Source organism: Pseudarthrobacter sp. MEB009 (assembly GCF_030208875.1).
Lineage (GTDB): Bacteria > Actinomycetota > Actinomycetes > Actinomycetales > Micrococcaceae > Arthrobacter.
Window position 1 is genome coordinate 588,461 of the sequence record NZ_JARVTC010000013.1, and the last position, 16,678, is coordinate 605,138.

General features: G+C 67.3%; 18 protein-coding genes. 11 read left to right on the forward strand and 7 right to left on the reverse strand.

Annotated elements, in window-relative coordinates; genetic code table 11:
* Nucleotides 1–164 precede the first annotated feature (164 nt).
* The gene (locus tag QRN07_RS13970; RefSeq protein ID WP_285241328.1) at nucleotides 165–1,217 is read left to right on the forward strand and encodes an FUSC family protein; all 1,053 of its coding nucleotides are present in this window, start codon (nucleotides 165–167) and stop codon (nucleotides 1,215–1,217) included.
* 36 nt (nucleotides 1,218–1,253) lie between these two features.
* Here the strand turns inward: QRN07_RS13970 and QRN07_RS13975 are convergent, their stop codons facing one another.
* Complete coding sequence (locus tag QRN07_RS13975) at nucleotides 1,254–2,555, reverse strand: MFS transporter (protein ID WP_502934792.1); 1,302 nt, start codon at nucleotides 2,553–2,555, stop codon at nucleotides 1,254–1,256.
* Nucleotides 2,556–2,692: 137 nt separating this feature from the next.
* Between QRN07_RS13975 and QRN07_RS13980 the strand changes: the two genes are divergently transcribed.
* Entirely contained in the window at nucleotides 2,693–3,451 is a 759-nt protein-coding gene (locus tag QRN07_RS13980) for an IclR family transcriptional regulator (protein ID WP_285241330.1), read from the forward strand.
* Between the two features lie 102 nt (nucleotides 3,452–3,553).
* Nucleotides 3,554–4,744, forward strand: a complete 1,191-nt coding sequence (locus tag QRN07_RS13985; protein WP_285241331.1) for a 4-hydroxybenzoate 3-monooxygenase — start codon at nucleotides 3,554–3,556, stop codon at nucleotides 4,742–4,744.
* 23 nt (nucleotides 4,745–4,767) lie between these two features.
* On the opposite strand, the gene QRN07_RS13990 is transcribed toward QRN07_RS13985, so the two are convergent.
* The 3 genes from QRN07_RS13990 to QRN07_RS14000 form a co-directional block, all read right to left on the reverse strand.
* A complete protein-coding gene (locus QRN07_RS13990; protein ID WP_285241332.1) occupies nucleotides 4,768–5,394 on the reverse strand; it encodes a thymidine kinase in 627 nt (208 codons plus the stop codon).
* A 103-nt stretch (nucleotides 5,395–5,497) separates the two neighbouring features.
* Nucleotides 5,498–5,932 carry an acyl-CoA thioesterase gene (locus QRN07_RS13995; protein ID WP_285241333.1) on the reverse strand — a complete coding sequence of 145 codons (435 nt, stop codon included), beginning with the start codon at nucleotides 5,930–5,932 and terminating at the stop codon, nucleotides 5,498–5,500.
* A gap of 56 nt (nucleotides 5,933–5,988) precedes the next feature.
* Entirely contained in the window at nucleotides 5,989–6,492 is a 504-nt protein-coding gene (locus QRN07_RS14000) for a GNAT family N-acetyltransferase (RefSeq protein WP_285241334.1), read from the reverse strand.
* A 143-nt stretch (nucleotides 6,493–6,635) separates the two neighbouring features.
* Here QRN07_RS14000 and QRN07_RS14005 point away from each other — a divergent pair, with 143 nt between their 5' ends.
* Genes QRN07_RS14005 through QRN07_RS14015 form a run of 3 tightly spaced genes read left to right on the forward strand, consistent with a single transcriptional unit; the run spans nucleotide 6,636 to nucleotide 8,455 of the window.
* Nucleotides 6,636–7,139, forward strand: a complete 504-nt coding sequence (locus tag QRN07_RS14005) for a MarR family winged helix-turn-helix transcriptional regulator (RefSeq protein ID WP_056599212.1) — start codon at nucleotides 6,636–6,638, stop codon at nucleotides 7,137–7,139.
* Between the two features lie 57 nt (nucleotides 7,140–7,196).
* Nucleotides 7,197–7,523 (forward strand): hypothetical protein, encoded by a 327-nt coding sequence (locus tag QRN07_RS14010; RefSeq protein ID WP_050683619.1) that lies wholly within the window; start codon nucleotides 7,197–7,199, stop codon nucleotides 7,521–7,523.
* Nucleotides 7,520–8,455, forward strand: coding sequence for a serine/threonine-protein kinase (locus tag QRN07_RS14015; RefSeq protein ID WP_285241335.1), 936 nt, complete (start codon nucleotides 7,520–7,522; stop codon nucleotides 8,453–8,455). Before QRN07_RS14010 ends, QRN07_RS14015 begins: the two co-directional genes overlap by 4 nt.
* On the opposite strand, the gene QRN07_RS14020 is transcribed toward QRN07_RS14015, so the two are convergent.
* Together QRN07_RS14020 and purB are read right to left on the reverse strand one after the other, a co-directional pair.
* Nucleotides 8,452–9,129 carry a histidine phosphatase family protein gene (locus tag QRN07_RS14020; protein WP_050683618.1) on the reverse strand — a complete coding sequence of 226 codons (678 nt, stop codon included), beginning with the start codon at nucleotides 9,127–9,129 and terminating at the stop codon, nucleotides 8,452–8,454. The two genes, QRN07_RS14015 and QRN07_RS14020, sit on opposite strands and share 4 nt — an antisense overlap.
* An 88-nt stretch (nucleotides 9,130–9,217) precedes the next feature.
* Entirely contained in the window at nucleotides 9,218–10,660 is a 1,443-nt protein-coding gene (gene purB / locus QRN07_RS14025; protein ID WP_050683617.1) for an adenylosuccinate lyase, read from the reverse strand.
* A 263-nt stretch (nucleotides 10,661–10,923) separates the two neighbouring features.
* Between purB and QRN07_RS14030 the strand changes: the two genes are divergently transcribed.
* Together QRN07_RS14030 and QRN07_RS14035 are read left to right on the forward strand one after the other, a co-directional pair.
* Nucleotides 10,924–11,256, forward strand: coding sequence for a hypothetical protein (locus tag QRN07_RS14030; protein WP_200933648.1), 333 nt, complete (start codon nucleotides 10,924–10,926; stop codon nucleotides 11,254–11,256).
* A complete protein-coding gene (locus tag QRN07_RS14035) occupies nucleotides 11,256–12,650 on the forward strand; it encodes an alpha/beta hydrolase (protein WP_285241336.1) in 1,395 nt (464 codons plus the stop codon). The genes QRN07_RS14030 and QRN07_RS14035 overlap by 1 nt, the downstream gene beginning before the upstream one ends.
* Before the next feature lie 20 nt (nucleotides 12,651–12,670).
* On the opposite strand, the gene QRN07_RS14040 is transcribed toward QRN07_RS14035, so the two are convergent.
* The gene (locus QRN07_RS14040; RefSeq protein WP_050683640.1) at nucleotides 12,671–13,099 is read right to left on the reverse strand and encodes a phage holin family protein; all 429 of its coding nucleotides are present in this window, start codon (nucleotides 13,097–13,099) and stop codon (nucleotides 12,671–12,673) included.
* Between the two features lie 90 nt (nucleotides 13,100–13,189).
* Between QRN07_RS14040 and QRN07_RS14045 the strand changes: the two genes are divergently transcribed.
* From QRN07_RS14045 to QRN07_RS14055, 3 genes are all read left to right on the forward strand, one after another.
* Nucleotides 13,190–14,308 (forward strand): histidinol-phosphate transaminase, encoded by a 1,119-nt coding sequence (locus QRN07_RS14045; RefSeq protein ID WP_082484234.1) that lies wholly within the window; start codon nucleotides 13,190–13,192, stop codon nucleotides 14,306–14,308.
* Nucleotides 14,309–14,457: 149 nt separating this feature from the next.
* The gene (locus tag QRN07_RS14050; RefSeq protein WP_050683615.1) at nucleotides 14,458–15,693 is read left to right on the forward strand and encodes a thiamine pyrophosphate-dependent dehydrogenase E1 component subunit alpha; all 1,236 of its coding nucleotides are present in this window, start codon (nucleotides 14,458–14,460) and stop codon (nucleotides 15,691–15,693) included.
* A complete protein-coding gene (locus QRN07_RS14055; RefSeq protein WP_050683614.1) occupies nucleotides 15,693–16,673 on the forward strand; it encodes an alpha-ketoacid dehydrogenase subunit beta in 981 nt (326 codons plus the stop codon). Before QRN07_RS14050 ends, QRN07_RS14055 begins: the two co-directional genes overlap by 1 nt.
* Nucleotides 16,674–16,678: the final 5 nt, after the last annotated feature.

Sequence of the window (16,678 nt, forward strand, 5' to 3'; positions counted from 1 at the left end):
TTGCCCGGCGGTTCCGATCATGCGAAGCCTGCACCGCATGCTGGCGGCAGGTTAGCCTTGCCGGGCGCCGGCCGGGGGTGCGGGCGTAGGATGCTGAGGGAACGTCAGCGCGGCCGCCCCCCATAAAAACCACCCCCGGCCCCACAGGAAAGGCGCTGTTCCCCGTGAAGATGCTCGCTGAAATGTTCAGCCTCGCGCCCGGCAACAAGGACCACCACCCGGCCATCCGGTGCGCGGTAGGCGTCTTCGTTCCGCTCTTCACTTTGGTCCTCCTGGGCAGGCTGGACCTGGCCATTTTCGCTTCGTTCGGCGCCTTCACCGGCATCTACGGCCGCGGCGAACCCCACGGAACCCGTTTCTTCCTCCAGCTCCGGGCCGGCGGGCTGATGCTGGTGGTCATCCTCCTGGCCTCCCTCGCGGCGCGGATGGGCGCGGCCTGGAACCTCGATGCGGCCACCACCACCTGGCTCCTGGTCCTGGCCACCACCCTGGTTGCCGGAGCCTGCTCGGTGGCCATCTCCTGGCAGCGGCTGCGTCCGGCCGGGTCGCTGTTCCACATCTTCGCCTTCGCGGCCATCGCCTCCATCCCCAACCAGCCCCCGCTGTGGCAGGGGCTGCTGGTAGCCGTCCTCACCACCGCCTTTTGCCTGCTGATCGGGTTCTCGGCCCGCGCGCTGCCCGGCCACCGCGCGCAGTGGGTCCGCCCCAGGCCCCTTCGCCGCACCGCCGAGGAGAAACGGGCTGCCTGGCTTGAAGGGCTGGGGTACCTGGTGGCTGCCGGCCTGGCCGGGACACTGGCCACCTGGGTGGGGGCGCAGCTGGGCTTCGGCCACAATTACTGGGCCATGGTGGCCGCCGTGGTCCCGTTGGTGGGGCACACCACCCGGCACCGCGTCAGCCGTGGTGTGCAGCGTATTGTCGGCACCGGGCTGGGGCTGGTGCTCCTGGCCGGGATTGTACTGCTGGACCTGCAACCATGGCAGACGATCCTGGTCATGGCGCTGTGCCAGTTCGGGGCGGAGATGTTCATCCTCCGCCAGTACCTCCTGGCCCAGCTGTTCGTGACTCCGCTGGCGCTGATCTCCACCCTGCTGGTGGTCCCGGCCTCACCGGCCACCCTGCTCCGGGACCGCATCGTGGAAACCATCATCGGTGCGGCCGTGGGCATTGCGGTGGTGCTGGCACCCACGCTGTGGCGGCGCCTGCGCCGGGCCTAGGACTGCCGGGACTTGTGCCCCGGCGGATGCGCCCGGTTACGGCTGGTTTGGGGACTGCCCGACGACGGTTTCCCGGCCGGGTGCCGGTGCGATGGCGTGCGGAACGGTCACCAGCGCCACCACCGCGATGACGGCGGCAGCCGCGAAGACATAGAAGCCCCACGGATACGCGATCCCCGCCGCAACCAGTGTTCCGGTGACGGCCGGGCCCATGATGGCGCCGAACCGGCCCACGCCCGCCGCGAAGCCCAGGGCAGTTGCGCGCAGCCGGGCGGGGAAGAGCTGGCTGACCCAGGCGTAGACAAGCACCTGCGAGCTGAACACAAAGACACCCGTGACGAACACTGCGGCGTTGAGCAGCAGCTCGCTCTGGATCTTGACGCTGAGGATGGCCAGCAGCACGGCGGACAACCCGAACCACAGCAGGACGATCTTTTTGGTGCCGTGCTTGTCGGCGAGGATGCCCGCCACCACCAGGCCGACCACGGCCCCCACGTTCAGGACCAGGAGCAGCACCAGGCCGGTGCTGACGGTGTAGCCTGCGGCGGCCATCAGCTGCGGCAGCCAGGTGTTCAGGCCGTACACCAGCAGGAGTCCCATAAAGGACGCGACAGCGATGGCCAGGGCCACCAGCGGGTAGGGCTTGCGGGCCAGGTCCCGGAAGCTGGCGCGCGCTGCGGGTGTGGTGGGTGCCGGTTCCTCCACGGCTTTCCCGGTGGTACCGGCAGCGCCGGAGCCGGCTCCGACGTCGACGGTGACTGCAGGCAATGTCTCCGGAAGCTTGAACCAGAGGAAAGGCACCAGAGCGAAACCGGCGAGGCCACCCACCACAAACATGATCCGCCAGTCCGGCACCACCAGGATGGCCAGGAACGCTGTGGCCACGGCACCCACGTGGTAGCCGGTCATGGTGCGGGTGGTGGACTTGCCGGCCGTGCCAGCCGGTGCATAGTCATTCATATACGCCAGGGCCGCGGGCAGGCAGGCACCCAGGCCCAGGCCGGCCAGCAGGCGGAAAATGCCGAAGACGGCCACGTTCGGGGCGAACACCACAGCAATGGTGAAAATGGAGAACCACAGCACGCAGGCCACCAGGAGCCGCCGCCGGCCAAACCGGTCAGAGAGCGGTGCGATAAAGAGCGCCCCGATGCCCACGCCCACCAGCGAGATCGTCGCGGCATAGGTGGCGCCAACGGCGTCGAACCCCAGGTCCTGGGTCTTGATCAGCGTTGGGATGACGGTGCCCAGGACCACCAAGTCAAAGCCGTCCAGGACCATCGCCAGCCAGCACAGCCAGACGGGCCACTTCGATCGGTGTTGCGCTGGCGTCATTGGCATTACAAACCTCGGTACATCGTGAATGGAGGGTGGCGGCGCACGGCCGAGGGCGCGGCAGTGCAAACCCTTAGTGAGATTTGTATCACCGGGGAGTGTAATCTGGAACAAGTTCTACCATTCAATGGAAGCGATGGGCCATGGCCAATTCAGTCTCGGGGGATTCGGTGGTGGACCGGGTGGTGCGGGTGATCGCCGCCTTCCCCGAGGGTGCCAGCAGCCTCCAGCTCTCCGACCTGGCCGTCCGCGCCGGGCTTCCGCTCACCACCGCCCACCGGCTGGTCCGGCAGCTGGCGGCCCACGGACTGCTTGAAACCGGCGCCGGCGGCACGGTCCGGCTGGGACTGCGCCTGTGGGAGCTGGTGAACCGGAATTCGCCCACCCTGGCGCTCCGGCAGGCCGCCATGCCGTTGATGGAGGACATCCAGCAGGTCCTGAACCAGAACGTCAACCTCGCGGTCCTGGACGGCTGGGAAGCGCTCTTTGTGGAACGGCTGTCCCGCCGCGGATCAGTGGCCAACCGGGCCAAGGTGGCCGGCAGGATGCCAGTGCACGTCTCGTCAGCCGGGCTTGCCCTGATGGCGCACCAGGACATGGCACTGCAGGCCGACTACCTGGCCCAATTCGCGGACCCCGCTGGGAAAACAACCGTCGACGCCATGCGTGGGCTGCTCAGCGAAACAGCACACCAGGGCTATGCGCAGCTCGCCGGTGTGGTTGATCCGGACACGTGGGGCATCGCCGTGCCCGTGATTGACGGCAAAAAACGCGCAGTGGCCGCGCTTGGCATCGTGGTTCCGCTGCAGGAAATGCGGCTGCAGGCGCTGGTTCCCGCGCTGCAGACGGCCGCGAGGGGGATCGCCCGGCGGCTGGCAAGGGATGAACCCTGGTTCCGTTGAACGGAATAGGTGTTACCGCAGTCACGCCTCCGGCGGCACACTGATAGCCAGACGCCCCCCATCCGGCCCCGGCAAAGGGCCCCGCAGCGAAGCGAGACAGCCATGGCAGCACGCACGATCATCACCACCCAGGTGGCCATCATGGGGGCCGGCCCCGCCGGACTGATGCTTTCGCACCTGCTGGCGAAGACCGGTATTGAGTCCACCGTCATCGAAGTCCGCAGCCACCGGGACATCTCCGAGACCGTCCGGGCCGGAATCCTGGAACACGGGACGGTGAACCTGTTGGTGGACAGCGGGGTTTCGGACCGCGTGCTGCGCGAGGGCGACCGGCACGATGGCATTGAGCTGCGTTTCAACGGCGAAAGCCACCGCGTCGATTTTAAGGACCTCGTGGGGGAGGCCGTGTGGCTGTACCCGCAGACCGACGTCTTCCTTGACCTGGCCGCACGGCGGAAAGCCGACGGCGGCGACGTCCGCTACAGCGTCACGGACACCTCCGTCCACAACCCCGAGGGCAAGCCGGTGGTCCACTTCACCGATGCGGAAGGCGTGGAGTACGAACTCCGGGCCGACTTTGTGGTGGGCGCGGACGGCTCGCGGAGCCAATGCCGATCCCTGGTGCCGGAATCCGCCAGGACCCGCTACTTCCACGAGTACCCCTTCGCCTGGTTCGGCATCCTGGCCGAAGCGCCGCGCAGCTCCGACGAACTGATCTATGCCAATTCCGCCAACGGCTTCGCCCTGATCAGCCAGCGCACCGAAACCGTGCAGCGGATGTACTTCCAATGCGATCCCAGGGAGAACGTCCAGGACTGGGACGACGACAGGATCTGGGCCGAGTTCCGCAGCCGGGTCAACGGCAACGGCTTCGAGCTGAACGAAGGGCCGGTCATCGACAAAATGGTCCTGCCCTTCCGCAGTTTCGTCCAGGCTCCGATGCGCCACGGGAACCTGTTCCTGGTGGGCGACGCCGCCCATACGGTCCCGCCCACCGGCGCCAAGGGCCTGAACCTTGCCATCCATGACGTCAAGGTCCTATTCGAAGGCCTGGACAGCCACTACAACTCCCGCTCGGAGCTGCTCCTGGATTCCTATGGTGACCGGGCCCTGGAGCGGGTGTGGAAGGCGCAGCAGTTCTCCTACTGGATGACCACCATGCTGCACACTTCGGCGGATGCCGACGACTTCTCCCGGGCCCGCCAGCTTGGCGAGCTGAACTCCGTGGTGTCATCCCGGCACGGCTTGGCCTACCTGGCCGAGGCCTACACCGGCTGGCCGTCGGCCACATAGCAAACCGGGGTTGGCGGCGGAGGTCAGGAACCCAGCCGGCCGCCGGACACGTCGAGGTAGCAGGCGCCGCAGAGCGACTCGTACCAGACGTCCTTGCCGTCGATGGCTACCTGGTCGCCGTCGAACACCACCGCGTTGCCCACGCGCCGGGTGTTGAAAATAGCCTTCCGCCCACAGCGGCAGATGGTTTTGAGCTCCTCCAGCGTGTGGGCCACTTCAAGGAGCCGCCGCGACCCGGGAAACGCGTGGGTAAGGAAATCCGTCCGGATGCCGTAGGCCAGCACGGGAACACTGTCCAGGATGGCAATCCGGAACAGGTCATCCACCTGTTCCGGGCTCAGGAACTGCGCTTCGTCCACCAGCAGGCACGCGACAGGCTTCTGGTCGACGTGTTCGAGCAGGGCATCGGGATCGTCGCCGGCAGCGTGGGCTGTGAAGAGTGCGCGGACGTCCGCCCCCGGGGTGATCAGGAAGTCCACGGACCGGGTCATCCCCAGCCGGGACACGATGTCCGTGTCACCCTTGGTATCGACGTCCGGCTTGGCCAGGAGGACACGCTGGCCGCGTTCCTCATAGTTGAACGCCGCCTGGAGCAGCCCGGTGGACTTTCCGGAGTTCATGGCGCCATAGCGGAAGTAAAGCTTGGACAAAGAGGATCCTTTCAGCAGGTACGGCTGGGGCTGCGGCTGCCGGCCCCCGGCGCCCAACAGTGCCCCCGGCGCCCCCACCATGGCAGGCGGCAGGCCGCCGTCGTCAGTCCTGGCTGAGCGTGTCCGTAAGGTGGTGGTTGGGGATCCTGTCCCGGTCATACTTGATTTCAGTGTAGCCGTGCGGCTCGGGCCGGCCGGCGGGGCTGAGGTTCACAAAAACGATTTCCTCGATGGTGAGGATGCTGTGCCGCGTGATCATGTTCCGGACCTCCGCGCGCATGGTCAGTGACGTGCGGCCGAAGCGCGTGGCCGTCAGGCCCATTTCGATCAGGTCGCCCTGGACCGCAGAGCTGACGAAGTTGATCTCGGAAATGTACTTGGTGACCGCCCGGCCGTTGCCCAGTTGCAGGATGGCGTAAATGGCCGCCTCCTCGTCAATCCATTTGAGCAGGCTCCCACCGAACAGGGTGCCGTTGGCGTTGAGGTCTTCGGGCCGGACCCACTTGCGGGTCCGGAAGGTGATGTCTGCGGGGTCCATACGGCGAGGGTAGCTGACGGCGCCGCGCGGCCCCCATTATGACGTTGGCCGCCGCCTCAGGCCATGGCGGTGTGCGCCGCGCTCCGGGCGTTGATGGACTTGGCGTAGCAGTAGGAGTGCTCCACGCCGGCGTAGGCGCCGAAATTCGGGACCGGTTCGAAGCCGCTGTTCTCGTAGAAGTTCCGCCCGTCCGGCTGGGCCGATCCGGCTTCCGCCTTGATCCGCGTGATGCCCTGCCTGAACGCCTCCGCCTCCAGGGCGGCGAGGATTGAGCTGGCCACTCCGGAGCCCCGCGTGTACGGCAGGACGTACAGCCGCTTGATTTCGGCCGTCAGCGTGTCCAGTATCCGCAGCCCGCCGCAGCCCACGGGCTGCCCGGAACCCTTGTCGTAGGCCACCAGGAAAACTGCACAGTCAGCGCCCGACGGCGGCTGGCCGGGTTCGTGATCCGGTGTCCCGAAGCGGGCATCAAGTTCCGCCTGCTGGGCCCGGCGCAGATCGGCACCCACGGGGTTGGACCAGGGCACCTGCCTGATGTTCAGCCGCGGGTTGGTCTGCATGTCTGCCTCGATTCGCCAAAGGGTTATGCAAACCAAGGCTACGAGTGCGCGGTTACGCCGGTGTTTCACGGGGGTAAGCGGACGGATAACGCGAAGTCCCTGTTGTTCGATTGCCTAGTTAGCAGGTGGACTAAGATGTTCGCATGGCTTCTGCGGGTAATGAGGGCTCCGGCTACTGGTACGGACCCGACGGGCAACTGGACAGCAGCGCTGCCGTGCTGAAGTCACTGCGGGACTATCGCACAGCCGAAACGGGTGTCCGCAAATCCACCCGCGACTCCATGGGAATGGGCGAGACGGACATCCTGGCCCTGCGGTACCTCCTCCGGTCCCAGGCGGCGGGAAAATCCTCAGTACCCAAAGACCTGAGCCTGTTCCTGGGCATCACCAGCGCGTCCACCACAACGCTGATCGACCGCCTGGTGGCCAGCGGGCACGTCCGCAGGGAGGCGCACCCCTCGGACCGACGCTCCATCATTGTCATTCCCACGGGTGAATCCGATCAGGAGGTGCGGCATACGCTCGGCGCCATGCACCGCAGGATGATGTCGGTGGCGGAAACCCTCACCGCAGACCAGGCCCGGATCGTGGTGGACTTCCTGCAGCGGATGACCGAAGCCCTGGAGGGCCCCGAAGCGACTAGCTAGTTTGGCTAGTAATATGTATGCTTACGATCAAGATGCTGGATCCCTCCCGATGGAGTTGTGAAAACCTTGGTCGCCTTTCCGGAAGTTATGCAGCACAACGGCCGTCCTGCGCCCCGTCACATCACCGGGTCCTGGAGCCCCCGCGGGGTGACGGGCAGCGAAGCGGTCCATTGCGGTACGGCCATGGTCCTGTTTACGCCCCGCTCCACAGCGGCGGACTACACCTTTGGACCTGCAGGCGGCGGCCCGGTCCACCTTCCCCCGGTGTGGCGCTGCAGCTGCGGGTTCCAGCTGGATGCCCGGCTGCCTGGTGGAGACGCCGCCACTCCGGAAACGTTGTCTGCGGGCCCGTCCCGCCGGCGCACCACCGCCCTGTCCGCGTGAGCACCACCGTGCCGGCTGCCCGCCGGCGCGCCTCCGCCCTGCCTGCCTACGCCCTGGCTGCCCGGCCTGGCAGGACCCTGCCCCGTGTCCCGCTGCAGCCGGCAGAGCCCCGCAGCTCCGGCAGCCGATCAACTGGCCTGCCCGCCACCCTGGGCCTCCGCGAGCGGCTTGGCCGCGGTGCGGCAGCTGAGGTGTACCGGGCCGTTGACTCCGCGGGCGGTCCGGATGTGGCCGTGAAGGTCGGGTTCCACCGCCCCGAAGGGCAACCGGACCGCCTGCTGCACGAGGCTGCCGTCCTGGCCTCGCTGCAGCACCCGGCCATCATCAGCTTTATTACAGCAGGCACCATCAGCGGCGGCCCCCACCATGGGCGGCCTTTCCTGGTGCAGGAGCTGGCCCATGGAAGCAGCCTGGCCGCGGCGGCGCAGGCCGGCGGCCACCACCCGGCCGAGGTGGCCCGTTGGTCGGCGGACCTGTTCGGCGCCCTGGCCCACCTGCACGCGGGCGGCCTGGTCCACCGGGACATCAAGCCTGCCAACCTGATGCTGAGTGGCCTGCGCCGGAGCCCGGTCCGGATCATCGACTTCGGCATCGCAGCGGCGGCGGGCTCCGCTGCGGAGCTCGGCATCTCGTCCGGGACGGTCCACTACATGAGTCCTGAACAGGCCGCCGGGGCCAACACCCGGCCGTCCTGGGATGTCTATTCCATGGGGCTGGTCCTGCTCGAAGTCCTCACCGGCACCAAGGCCTTCCCCGGTACGGCCATCGAATCGCTCGTTGCCAGGACCCTCCGGGACCCGGAGGTCCCTGCCGTCCTGGGCCCGGAATGGGGCGCATTCCTCAGGTCTTTGACCGCCATGGACAGCGCCGCACGGCCCACGGCTGCGGAAGCCGCGGACGCTGCGGCGCGGCTTGGCCGCGCTGTTCCCTAGCCGCCGGCCAGGGTGGTGCCCGTAGGATCCTCCGCAGTGGGATCCGCCAGGGCCAGGCCGCCCACCGGGCTGCCATCCCAATGGACCAGCGTCCAGCCGTCCGCTGGTCCGCCCTCCACCGCCACAATCCCGGTGTTTTCCAGGACGTGCCGGTTGGCGAAGTCGGGGCCGGCGCCCGACACCCGGCGGCCCGCCCAGGTGCGGATGGCCGCGCCGTGGCTGACGATCGCCACCGTGCCGTGGCCCGCCTGCTCCGCCAGGTCGACCACATGCGCCACTGCGGCATCAAAGCGCCCAAAAAACGCGTGGCCGTCAGGGCCTGCAGGCATCCGGCGGTCCAGGTCCCCGGCGATCCAGGAAATCACGGTCCCGATGTAGCGGAGGTGGGACTCGTGGTCGGTCAGCTTCTCCAGGGCACCGGCCTCGATCTCGTGCAGGCCATCAAGCACCGTCACATCCAGGCCCTGGCGGTGGCCCAGGGGTGCTGCCGTCAGCTGTGTCCGCACCAGGGTGGACGCATACAGGGCCCCGATGGGCTCGTTGGCCAGGGACCGGGCCATGGCTTCGGCCTGGCGCTGGCCCAGTTCGGTAAGGCCGGGGCCGGGGTGGGCGGTGTCCAGCTGGCCCAAGACGTTTCCGGGCGTCTGGCCATGACGGATCAGCAGCAGCTTCATGGTTCCAGTCTGGCACTGGGACGCAAAACGGGACCGGACCTTCGAAAGGTCCGGTCCCGCCGTCGGGCAACTGCCCCGGCGCTGGAGCCTACTTGAGGTGGTCTACCAGCTGGTCGGCGATACCCGTGTACTTGCCCGGCGTAAGGGCCAGCAGGCGGGCTTCGGCGTCAGCGGACAGGCCAAGGCCCTGGACGAACTCCTGCATGCGGGCGCCGTCCACACGCTGTCCGCGGGTGAGGTCCTTCAGCCGCTCGTAGGGGTTCTCCATGCCCTCGACGCCGGCGATCGCCTCTGCGCGCATCACCATCTGGATGGCCTCGCCCAGCACTTCCCAGTTGGTGTCGAGATCGCCGGCAAGGACGTCCTCGGCCACGTCAAGGCGCTCCAGGCCTTTGGCCACGTTGGAGATGGCAAGCAGCGAGTGGCCGAAGGCCACACCGATGTTGCGCTGGCTGGAGGAGTCGGTCAGGTCGCGCTGCCAGCGGGACGTGACCAGGGTGGAGCCCAGGACGTCCAGCAGCCCGGAGGAAATTTCCAGGTTGGCCTCGGCGTTTTCGAAGCGGATGGGGTTGACCTTGTGCGGCATTGTGGAGGACCCGGTGGCGCCTGCCACGGGAACCTGCGCGAAGTAGCCGATGGAAATGTAGCTCCAGATGTCCGTGCAGACGTTGTGCAGGATGCGGTTGAAGCGTGCGACGTCGGCGTACAGTTCAGCCTGCCAGTCGTGGCTTTCGATCTGGGTGGTGAGCGGGTTCCAGGCCAGGCCCAGGCCTTCCACGAAGGACCTGGCCACCTGCTGCCAGTCGGCGCCCGGAACGGAAGCGACGTGGGCCGCGTAGGTGCCGGTGGCACCGTTGATCTTGCCCAGGTACTCAGTGCTGGAAATGCGGTCCAGCTGGCGGGTGAGGCGGTGCGCAATGACGGCCAGTTCCTTGCCCAGCGTGGTGGGGGTGGCGGGCTGGCCGTGGGTGCGGGACAGCATGGGGACCGCCCGGTTTTCCTCGGCCATCCGGCTGATCTGCGCCACGAGCGTGCGCGCGGCCGGGAGCCACACGTCCTCCACCGCGCCCTTGACACCCAGGGCGTACGAAAGGTTGTTGATGTCCTCGGACGTGCAGCCGAAGTGGACCATGGCGGTCAGGTTGGTGATGCCGATCCCGTCCAGCCGGCGGCCGATGTAGTACTCCACGGCCTTGACGTCGTGCACCGTGACAGCCTCGATTTCAGCGAGTTCAACCACTGACGCGGCATTGAACTCCGTCACGATGGCGCGGAGCTTTGCCTGCTGGTCCGCCGTCAGCGGACCCGCGCCGGGAAGAACGTTGTTGCTGGTCAGGTGGATGAGCCATTCAACTTCAACGGCTACACGGTCACGGTTCAGGGCCGCCTCGGACAGGTAGTCCACGAGGGGCGCGACGGCGGACTGGTAGCGGCCGTCCAGCGGGCCCAGGGCGATCTGCTCCGGGGACGCGGCGAGGGCGAGTCGTCCGGAGGGCGTACGGGTGTCAGCTGTGGCGGCAGTTTCAGGCATGTGCTGATTCTTTCACGAACCTGGTGCGGCGCTTAAGCCGGCCTTCCTTGTTACCCGTGCAGGGGCGGTTGCCCGGTCAGGGGTGGCTGCTGGCTTCGCACCTTGTCCACATAGGCCGCAACGGTTCTTGGCCGGCGCGCCGGCCGTTCGTAGCGTGGTGCCTGTCGGCAAAGAGAGTGCGGCGGCGGCACAAGGCAGGGGTCAAAAAGCAGGCAGTACGAGGCCGCACAAGGCAGGTGGGGTACGGAGCAGGGAGGGACAAAATGGTCACGGATGCGGTGACGGACCCATGGTCCGGAGCTGGCGCGCAGGAGGCGGTGGGGCACCTGGTGTCCCGGCTGGCGGGCTGTTCGGTGCGTGTTGAGCAGGTCCTTGCCGGGTGCCGGGATATCCAGCTGCTTGAGTGGCAGTCCCCGGCGGGACAGGCGTACCGGGAGGCGGTGTCGATCCAGGCGGCCGCCCTGGCGCAGTCCCTGGAACGGTTGGCGGAGGCCCGCGCGGCAGTGTCACGCTTCGTTCCGGAAGTCCCGTTGTCCGGAAGCTCCACTTTGGCCGGCGGAAGCCTCCCCGGCCAGGCGTTCCCGGGCTGGCCGTGATGTCCGCGCGCAGGCTTGCCGCCGGCAATGTGTCCGGCTACCCGCAGGCGGAGGGCGGCGGGATCGGCCTGTCCGGCCCTGCCCGGGACGGGTACCTGACCATCCGTGGCGGCGCCGGCGGGATAGCCGTTCAGCTCGAGGAGCTGACGGGTGGTGCGGAGAAGCTGGATTCCCTCGCAGCTGACCTCCTGGCAGCGGAAACGGAGGTGGGCAGGATCGGTGAGCAACTGGGCGTGATCGCTGGTGCGGCGCCGTGGTCGGCGGCGCCGCATGTCGCTGCGGTGCGGAACAGCCAGTGGAGCCTCCGCCTTGTCCGGCAGGAGATGCAGCAGCTCAGTACCCGCATCCGCGACTGCCGGCGCGAGTATGAACTGGCGGAATGGCGGGCGGACGCCGTCCGGTTCCTGGGGTTCGCAGGCGTTGCGGACATCCGGGGTTCGATGGCCACCATGGCCGGCACCGGAGTACCGGACCGGAGCTCCGTGGAAGGGCTGGTGTCCACCCTGGGGCTGGAATCCGCGGACACCCGACGCCGGATCGCCCGGGCACCGCAGCTCCGGGACCTGCTGATGGGTTTCCTTCGGCCCAGGCCGCTGCAGCTCCGGCAGGAGGAAACGCTGTCCGTGGCCCTGGACAGCTCACCGGCCGGGCTGCTGGAACGTGTCCGGCTCATCGACGCCCGCGGCGCCGGGTTCATTGAGATCCTGGCCGTGGGCGCCGGTCCGGCCAAGACGTACGTGGTGGTGGTTCCGGGCACCCAGGCCGCCGGCAGCCGGATGGGAGGGGAGAACCCGTTCGACGAGGCCGGCATAGCCGAAGGAATGTTCTACGGCTCGGCGGAAATCGACGCCGCCATCCTGTCGGCGCTCCGGGCGGCGGGCGCTGAACCGGGCGCGTCGGTGGTGGCCGTAGGCTACAGCCAGGGCGGCATCCACGCCATGAACCTCGTGGCGGACCCGCGGATCCGCCACGAGTACAACGTCGGCTACGTGCTGACGGCAGGGTCTCCGGTGGCGGGAATCAACGCTCCGCCGGGTGTTGGGTCCCTGCATCTGGAACACCGGGCAGACTGGGTGCCGGGCGCGGACGGCACCCCCAACCCGGACACACGGGACCGTGTCACCGTAACCCTTGGCAGCCCGCCCGTTGCCGGCCCGGGGGAGGGCGGGCTGGGTGCCGGCCACAGCCTCAGCGGCTACGAAAACGGCGCGCGGCTGGTCGCCGCCAGCTCCGACCCTTCCCTGGTGTCCACCACTGCGGCGCTGGGTGTTCTGCTGGGAGCTGGCGGCAGTGCCACCGCTACGAGGTTCCAGCTCACCCGGTCCCGGGAGCTGCCGCGGCGGGCGCCGGCCACGGAACCGCGGAGCAGGGAGCGTGGCCTGGGTGGGAGGTGAGGAAAGGACCCGGCCGGATCTTACCGCCGGTTGAGGCCCGGCAGGATGCCCGCCACAAGGGAGACCAGCGAGATGATGATGGCTGCCAGGACTGCCGTCCAGAAAAACGAGTCAATGGTGAAATGCACCGGGGTGTAACTGCTGATCCAGGCTGTCAGGAAAAGCATGCCGGCGTTGATCACCACGGTGAACAGGCCAAGGGTCAGGATGGTGATTGGGAGCGCCAGGACGCGGACCAAGGGCCGGACAAAGGCGTTGACCACCCCGAAGATGGCGCCGATGAACAGATAGGCAAGGACAATGCCGATGGTGTCGGTGTTTTCAGTGACGCCGGTTTTTGCCACGACGTCCGATGCCGCGCCGCTGGAGATCTCCAGGCCGGGAAGGACCCAGCCGGCCACCCAGATTGCCGCAGCGTTGACGATGACCCGCAGGAGAAAGGAACCCATGCCCTCCATGGTTCCACACCGCACGGAAACGGGCTGGACCGGGCAGCAATTGCCCCAGGCCGGGGCGGTGGGAGAAGTAGGCTGGAGGGCATGACCTCAGCAGAGTCCCTGGGCGGCGCTATCCCGCCGCGTCCGGTGGTGGCCGGGTTGCCCCGCTACGCCGCCGGCAAACCGCCGGCCGTTGTCGAAGGACTGGACAGCTACAAACTCTCGTCGAACGAGAACCCGTTGCCGCCGTTGCCCGCCGTCCTGGCGGCCATCGCGGAGCAATCGGACGTCAACCGTTACCCTGATCCGCTGAGCAGCCGGCTGCGCTCGGAGCTCGCGGATTTCCTGGACGTCCCATCGGACGACATCGTGACCGGGGCAGGCAGCCTCGGAGCGCTGAACCAGATCCTGGCCGCCTTTGCCGGCCGGAACGAAGACGGCAAGCCGGATGAAGTGATCTACGCCTGGCGTTCCTTCGAGGCCTATCCCATCAGTGTTGGTTTGGCCGGTGCTGAAAGCGTCCGCATCCCTGTCACCCCGGACGGCCGGCACGACCTCGCGGCCATGGCGGCCGCCGTTTCTGCCCGGACCCGCGTCATTCTGCTCTGCACGCCCAACAACCCCACAGGACCGGCGCTCCAGGCAGCCGAAACCGAGTCATTCATCCGTGCCGTGCCTGCGGACGTGGTGGTGGTCATCGATGAGGCCTACCAGGAGTTCGTGCGGTCGGACGGGGCCGTGGACGGCATCGACCTCTACCGCGGCTATCCCAATGTAGTGGTGCTGCGGACCTTCTCGAAGGCCCATGGACTGGCCGGACTCAGGGTGGGCTACAGCGTCAGTAATCCCGGCATCACGCAGTACCTCCGGGCGGCTGCCACGCCGTTTGCCGTGTCGCAGATCGCCGAAAAGGCAGCCGTCGTTTCACTGCAGAATTTCCCCGAAGTTGTAGGAAGGGTACAAACCCTGGTGGACGAACGCGACCGTGTGGTTGCGGGGCTGCGGCACCTGGACTGGGCTGTCCCGGAAGCCCAGGGCAACTTCGTCTGGCTGGCCTTGGGATCCGACAGTGCCGGTTTCGCCGCGGAAGCGGCGGCAAGGGCACTGTCGGTCCGGTTGTTTCCGGATGAGGGTGTCCGGGTGAGCATCGGTGAAGCCGAGGCCAACACCCGCTTCCTGCAGCTCTGTGCGGACTATACAAAGGCGCCCCGGGGTTCCTAGCGCTTAACAAGTGGCCGCGGCGCTACCTACTGAAGATAAAGTTAGGATCAGTAAGCCAATGTATATGCCGTACCGGGAATGTATTCCTGTGAAGGCATATATCCCAGCGACATTGCATCCAACCTGGATGCGGCAAGCAAGGAGACGGTATGGGCACACATCTGCCTTCCACCGAGTTCGACGGAACAGCTGTTGACGATCAGCGCGAAGCTGATGCGGAAGCCGTGCTGGGTGCACCCCCCGCGCACATGGTCCAGCTGCTGGGCCCCGACGGAACGCTCGGGTCGGACCCGGTGTTCAGCAAGTACGCGGCAAAACTGACGCCGGACGTGCTCCGCGGCCTGTACGCCGACATGGCGGCCATTCGGCGCTTTGATGTCGAGGCCACCGCCCTGCAGCGGCAGGGCCAGCTGGCCCTGTGGGTGCCACTCACCGGCCAGGAAGCTGCGCAGATCGGCTCGGGCCGGGCCAGCCAGCCCCAGGATTACATCTTCCCCACCTACCGTGAACACGGTGTGGCACTGACCCGTAACGTTGATCTGGCTGAGCTCCTGCGCCAGTTCCGCGGCGTCTCCAATGGCGGCTGGAACCCCAAGGACACCAACTTCCACCTCTACACCCTGGTCCTGGCGGCGCAGACCCCGCACGCCGTGGGGTACGCCATGGGCATCCAGCGGGACCAGAAGCTTGCGGCAGCCGCCGGGAACGCGGCTGCGCTGCCCAAGGCGGCTGTGATGGCCTACTTCGGGGACGGCGCCAGCTCCGAGGGCGATGTGCACGAATCGATGGTCTTCGCCTCCTCGTACAACGCCCCCGTGGTGTTCTTCTGCCAGAACAACCACTGGGCCATCTCCGTGCCCAGCAACGTCCAGACCCGGGTGCCGCTCTCAAACCGCGCCAAGGGCTACGGATTCCCGGGCATCCGGGTGGACGGGAACGATGTCATCGCCGTGCACGCCGTGACGGAATGGGCGCTCGAACACGCCCGCCAGGGCCACGGACCCGTCCTGATCGAAGCGTTCACCTACCGTGTTGGCGCCCACACCACCGCCGATGACCCCACAAAGTACCGGCCGTCGTCGGAGGAGGACGCCTGGCGCGCCAAGGATCCCCTGGCCCGCCTGGAAATCCACCTGCGCGCCGAGGGCATGGCGGACGACGACTTCTTCGCCAAGGTCAAGGCCGACGGCGACGACCTCGCCGCCTACGTCCGGCGCACCACCCACGACCTGGAAACGCCGGACATCCGAACCGCCTTCGCCAACACTTATGTCGAGGCGCACCCGCTGGTGGCCGAGGAGCTGGCCTGGTTCGAGGAATACAGTGCAGGGTTCGCGGGCCCGGACGAATCCGGCAGCCCGGCAGCAGCAAAGGCAGGCCACTGATGACCACCATGACCATCGCCAAGGCCATCAACGAAGGCCTCCGCGCCACTTTGGGTGCGAACCCCAAATCTCTGCTGATGGGCGAGGATATCGGGCCCCTGGGCGGTGTCTACCGGGTCACTGACGGCCTGATCGGCGAGTTCGGCCCGGACCGGGTCGTCGACACACCCCTGGCGGAATCCGGCATCATCGGCACCGCCATCGGGCTGGCCTTGAGCGGGTACCGGCCCGTCTGCGAAATCCAGTTTGACGGCTTTGTGTTCCCCGGCTTCAACCAGATCACCACGCAGCTGGCCAAGATGCACTCGCGCAGCAACGGGAACCTAACGGTCCCCGTGGTGATCCGCATCCCCTACGGCGGTGGCATCGGCTCCATCGAGCACCATTCAGAGTCGCCGGAAGCGTTGTTTGCCCACACGGCCGGCCTGCGGATCATCACCCCGTCCAACCCGCACGACGCCTACTGGATGATCCAGCAGGCAGTGGACTGCCAGGACCCGGTGATTGTCTTCGAACCGAAGCGCCGCTACTGGCTCAAGGGTGAGGTGGACACCACGTCTCCCGGCGCCTCCGCTGATCCGTTCAAGGCGCACGTGCTCCGCGAGGGTACGGACGCCACGGTGGTGGTGTATGGCCCGCTGGTCCCGGTGGCACTCGCAGCGGCCAACGCGGCGGCAGAGGACGGCCACAGCGTCGAAGTGATCGACCTCCGCTCCATCTCCCCGATCGACTTCGACACTGTCACCGCATCGGTCAAAAAGACCGGCCGGCTCATTGTGGCCCACGAGGCACCTACCTTCGGCGGGATCGGCGGCGAAATCGCGGCCCGCATCAGTGAACGGGCCTTCCATTCGCTGGAAGCCCCGGTCATCAGGGTGGGCGGCTTCCACATGCCTTACCCGGTGGCCAAGGTGGAGGAAGACTACCTGCCGGACATCGACCGCATCCTGGAGGCGCTGGACCGCGCCCTCTCCTACTGAGGACA

Coding starts and splice junctions, on each gene's coding strand:
- QRN07_RS13975 (WP_502934792.1), bottom strand. CDS start 2,555: ATGCCAATGACGCCAGCGCAACACCGATCGAAGTGGCCCGTCTGGCTG.
- QRN07_RS13980 (WP_285241330.1), top strand. CDS start 2,693: ATGGCCAATTCAGTCTCGGGGGATTCGGTGGTGGACCGGGTGGTGCGG.
- QRN07_RS13985 (WP_285241331.1), top strand. CDS start 3,554: ATGGCAGCACGCACGATCATCACCACCCAGGTGGCCATCATGGGGGCC.
- QRN07_RS13995 (WP_285241333.1), bottom strand. CDS start 5,932: ATGGACCCCGCAGACATCACCTTCCGGACCCGCAAGTGGGTCCGGCCC.
- QRN07_RS14000 (WP_285241334.1), bottom strand. CDS start 6,492: ATGCAGACCAACCCGCGGCTGAACATCAGGCAGGTGCCCTGGTCCAAC.
- QRN07_RS14005 (WP_056599212.1), top strand. CDS start 6,636: ATGGCTTCTGCGGGTAATGAGGGCTCCGGCTACTGGTACGGACCCGAC.
- QRN07_RS14020 (WP_050683618.1), bottom strand. CDS start 9,129: ATGAAGCTGCTGCTGATCCGTCATGGCCAGACGCCCGGAAACGTCTTG.
- purB (WP_050683617.1), bottom strand. CDS start 10,660: ATGCCTGAAACTGCCGCCACAGCTGACACCCGTACGCCCTCCGGACGA.
- QRN07_RS14030 (WP_200933648.1), top strand. CDS start 10,924: ATGGTCACGGATGCGGTGACGGACCCATGGTCCGGAGCTGGCGCGCAG.
- QRN07_RS14035 (WP_285241336.1), top strand. CDS start 11,256: ATGTCCGCGCGCAGGCTTGCCGCCGGCAATGTGTCCGGCTACCCGCAG.
- QRN07_RS14040 (WP_050683640.1), bottom strand. CDS start 13,099: ATGGGTTCCTTTCTCCTGCGGGTCATCGTCAACGCTGCGGCAATCTGG.
- QRN07_RS14045 (WP_082484234.1), top strand. CDS start 13,190: ATGACCTCAGCAGAGTCCCTGGGCGGCGCTATCCCGCCGCGTCCGGTG.
- QRN07_RS14050 (WP_050683615.1), top strand. CDS start 14,458: ATGGGCACACATCTGCCTTCCACCGAGTTCGACGGAACAGCTGTTGAC.
- QRN07_RS14055 (WP_050683614.1), top strand. CDS start 15,693: ATGACCACCATGACCATCGCCAAGGCCATCAACGAAGGCCTCCGCGCC.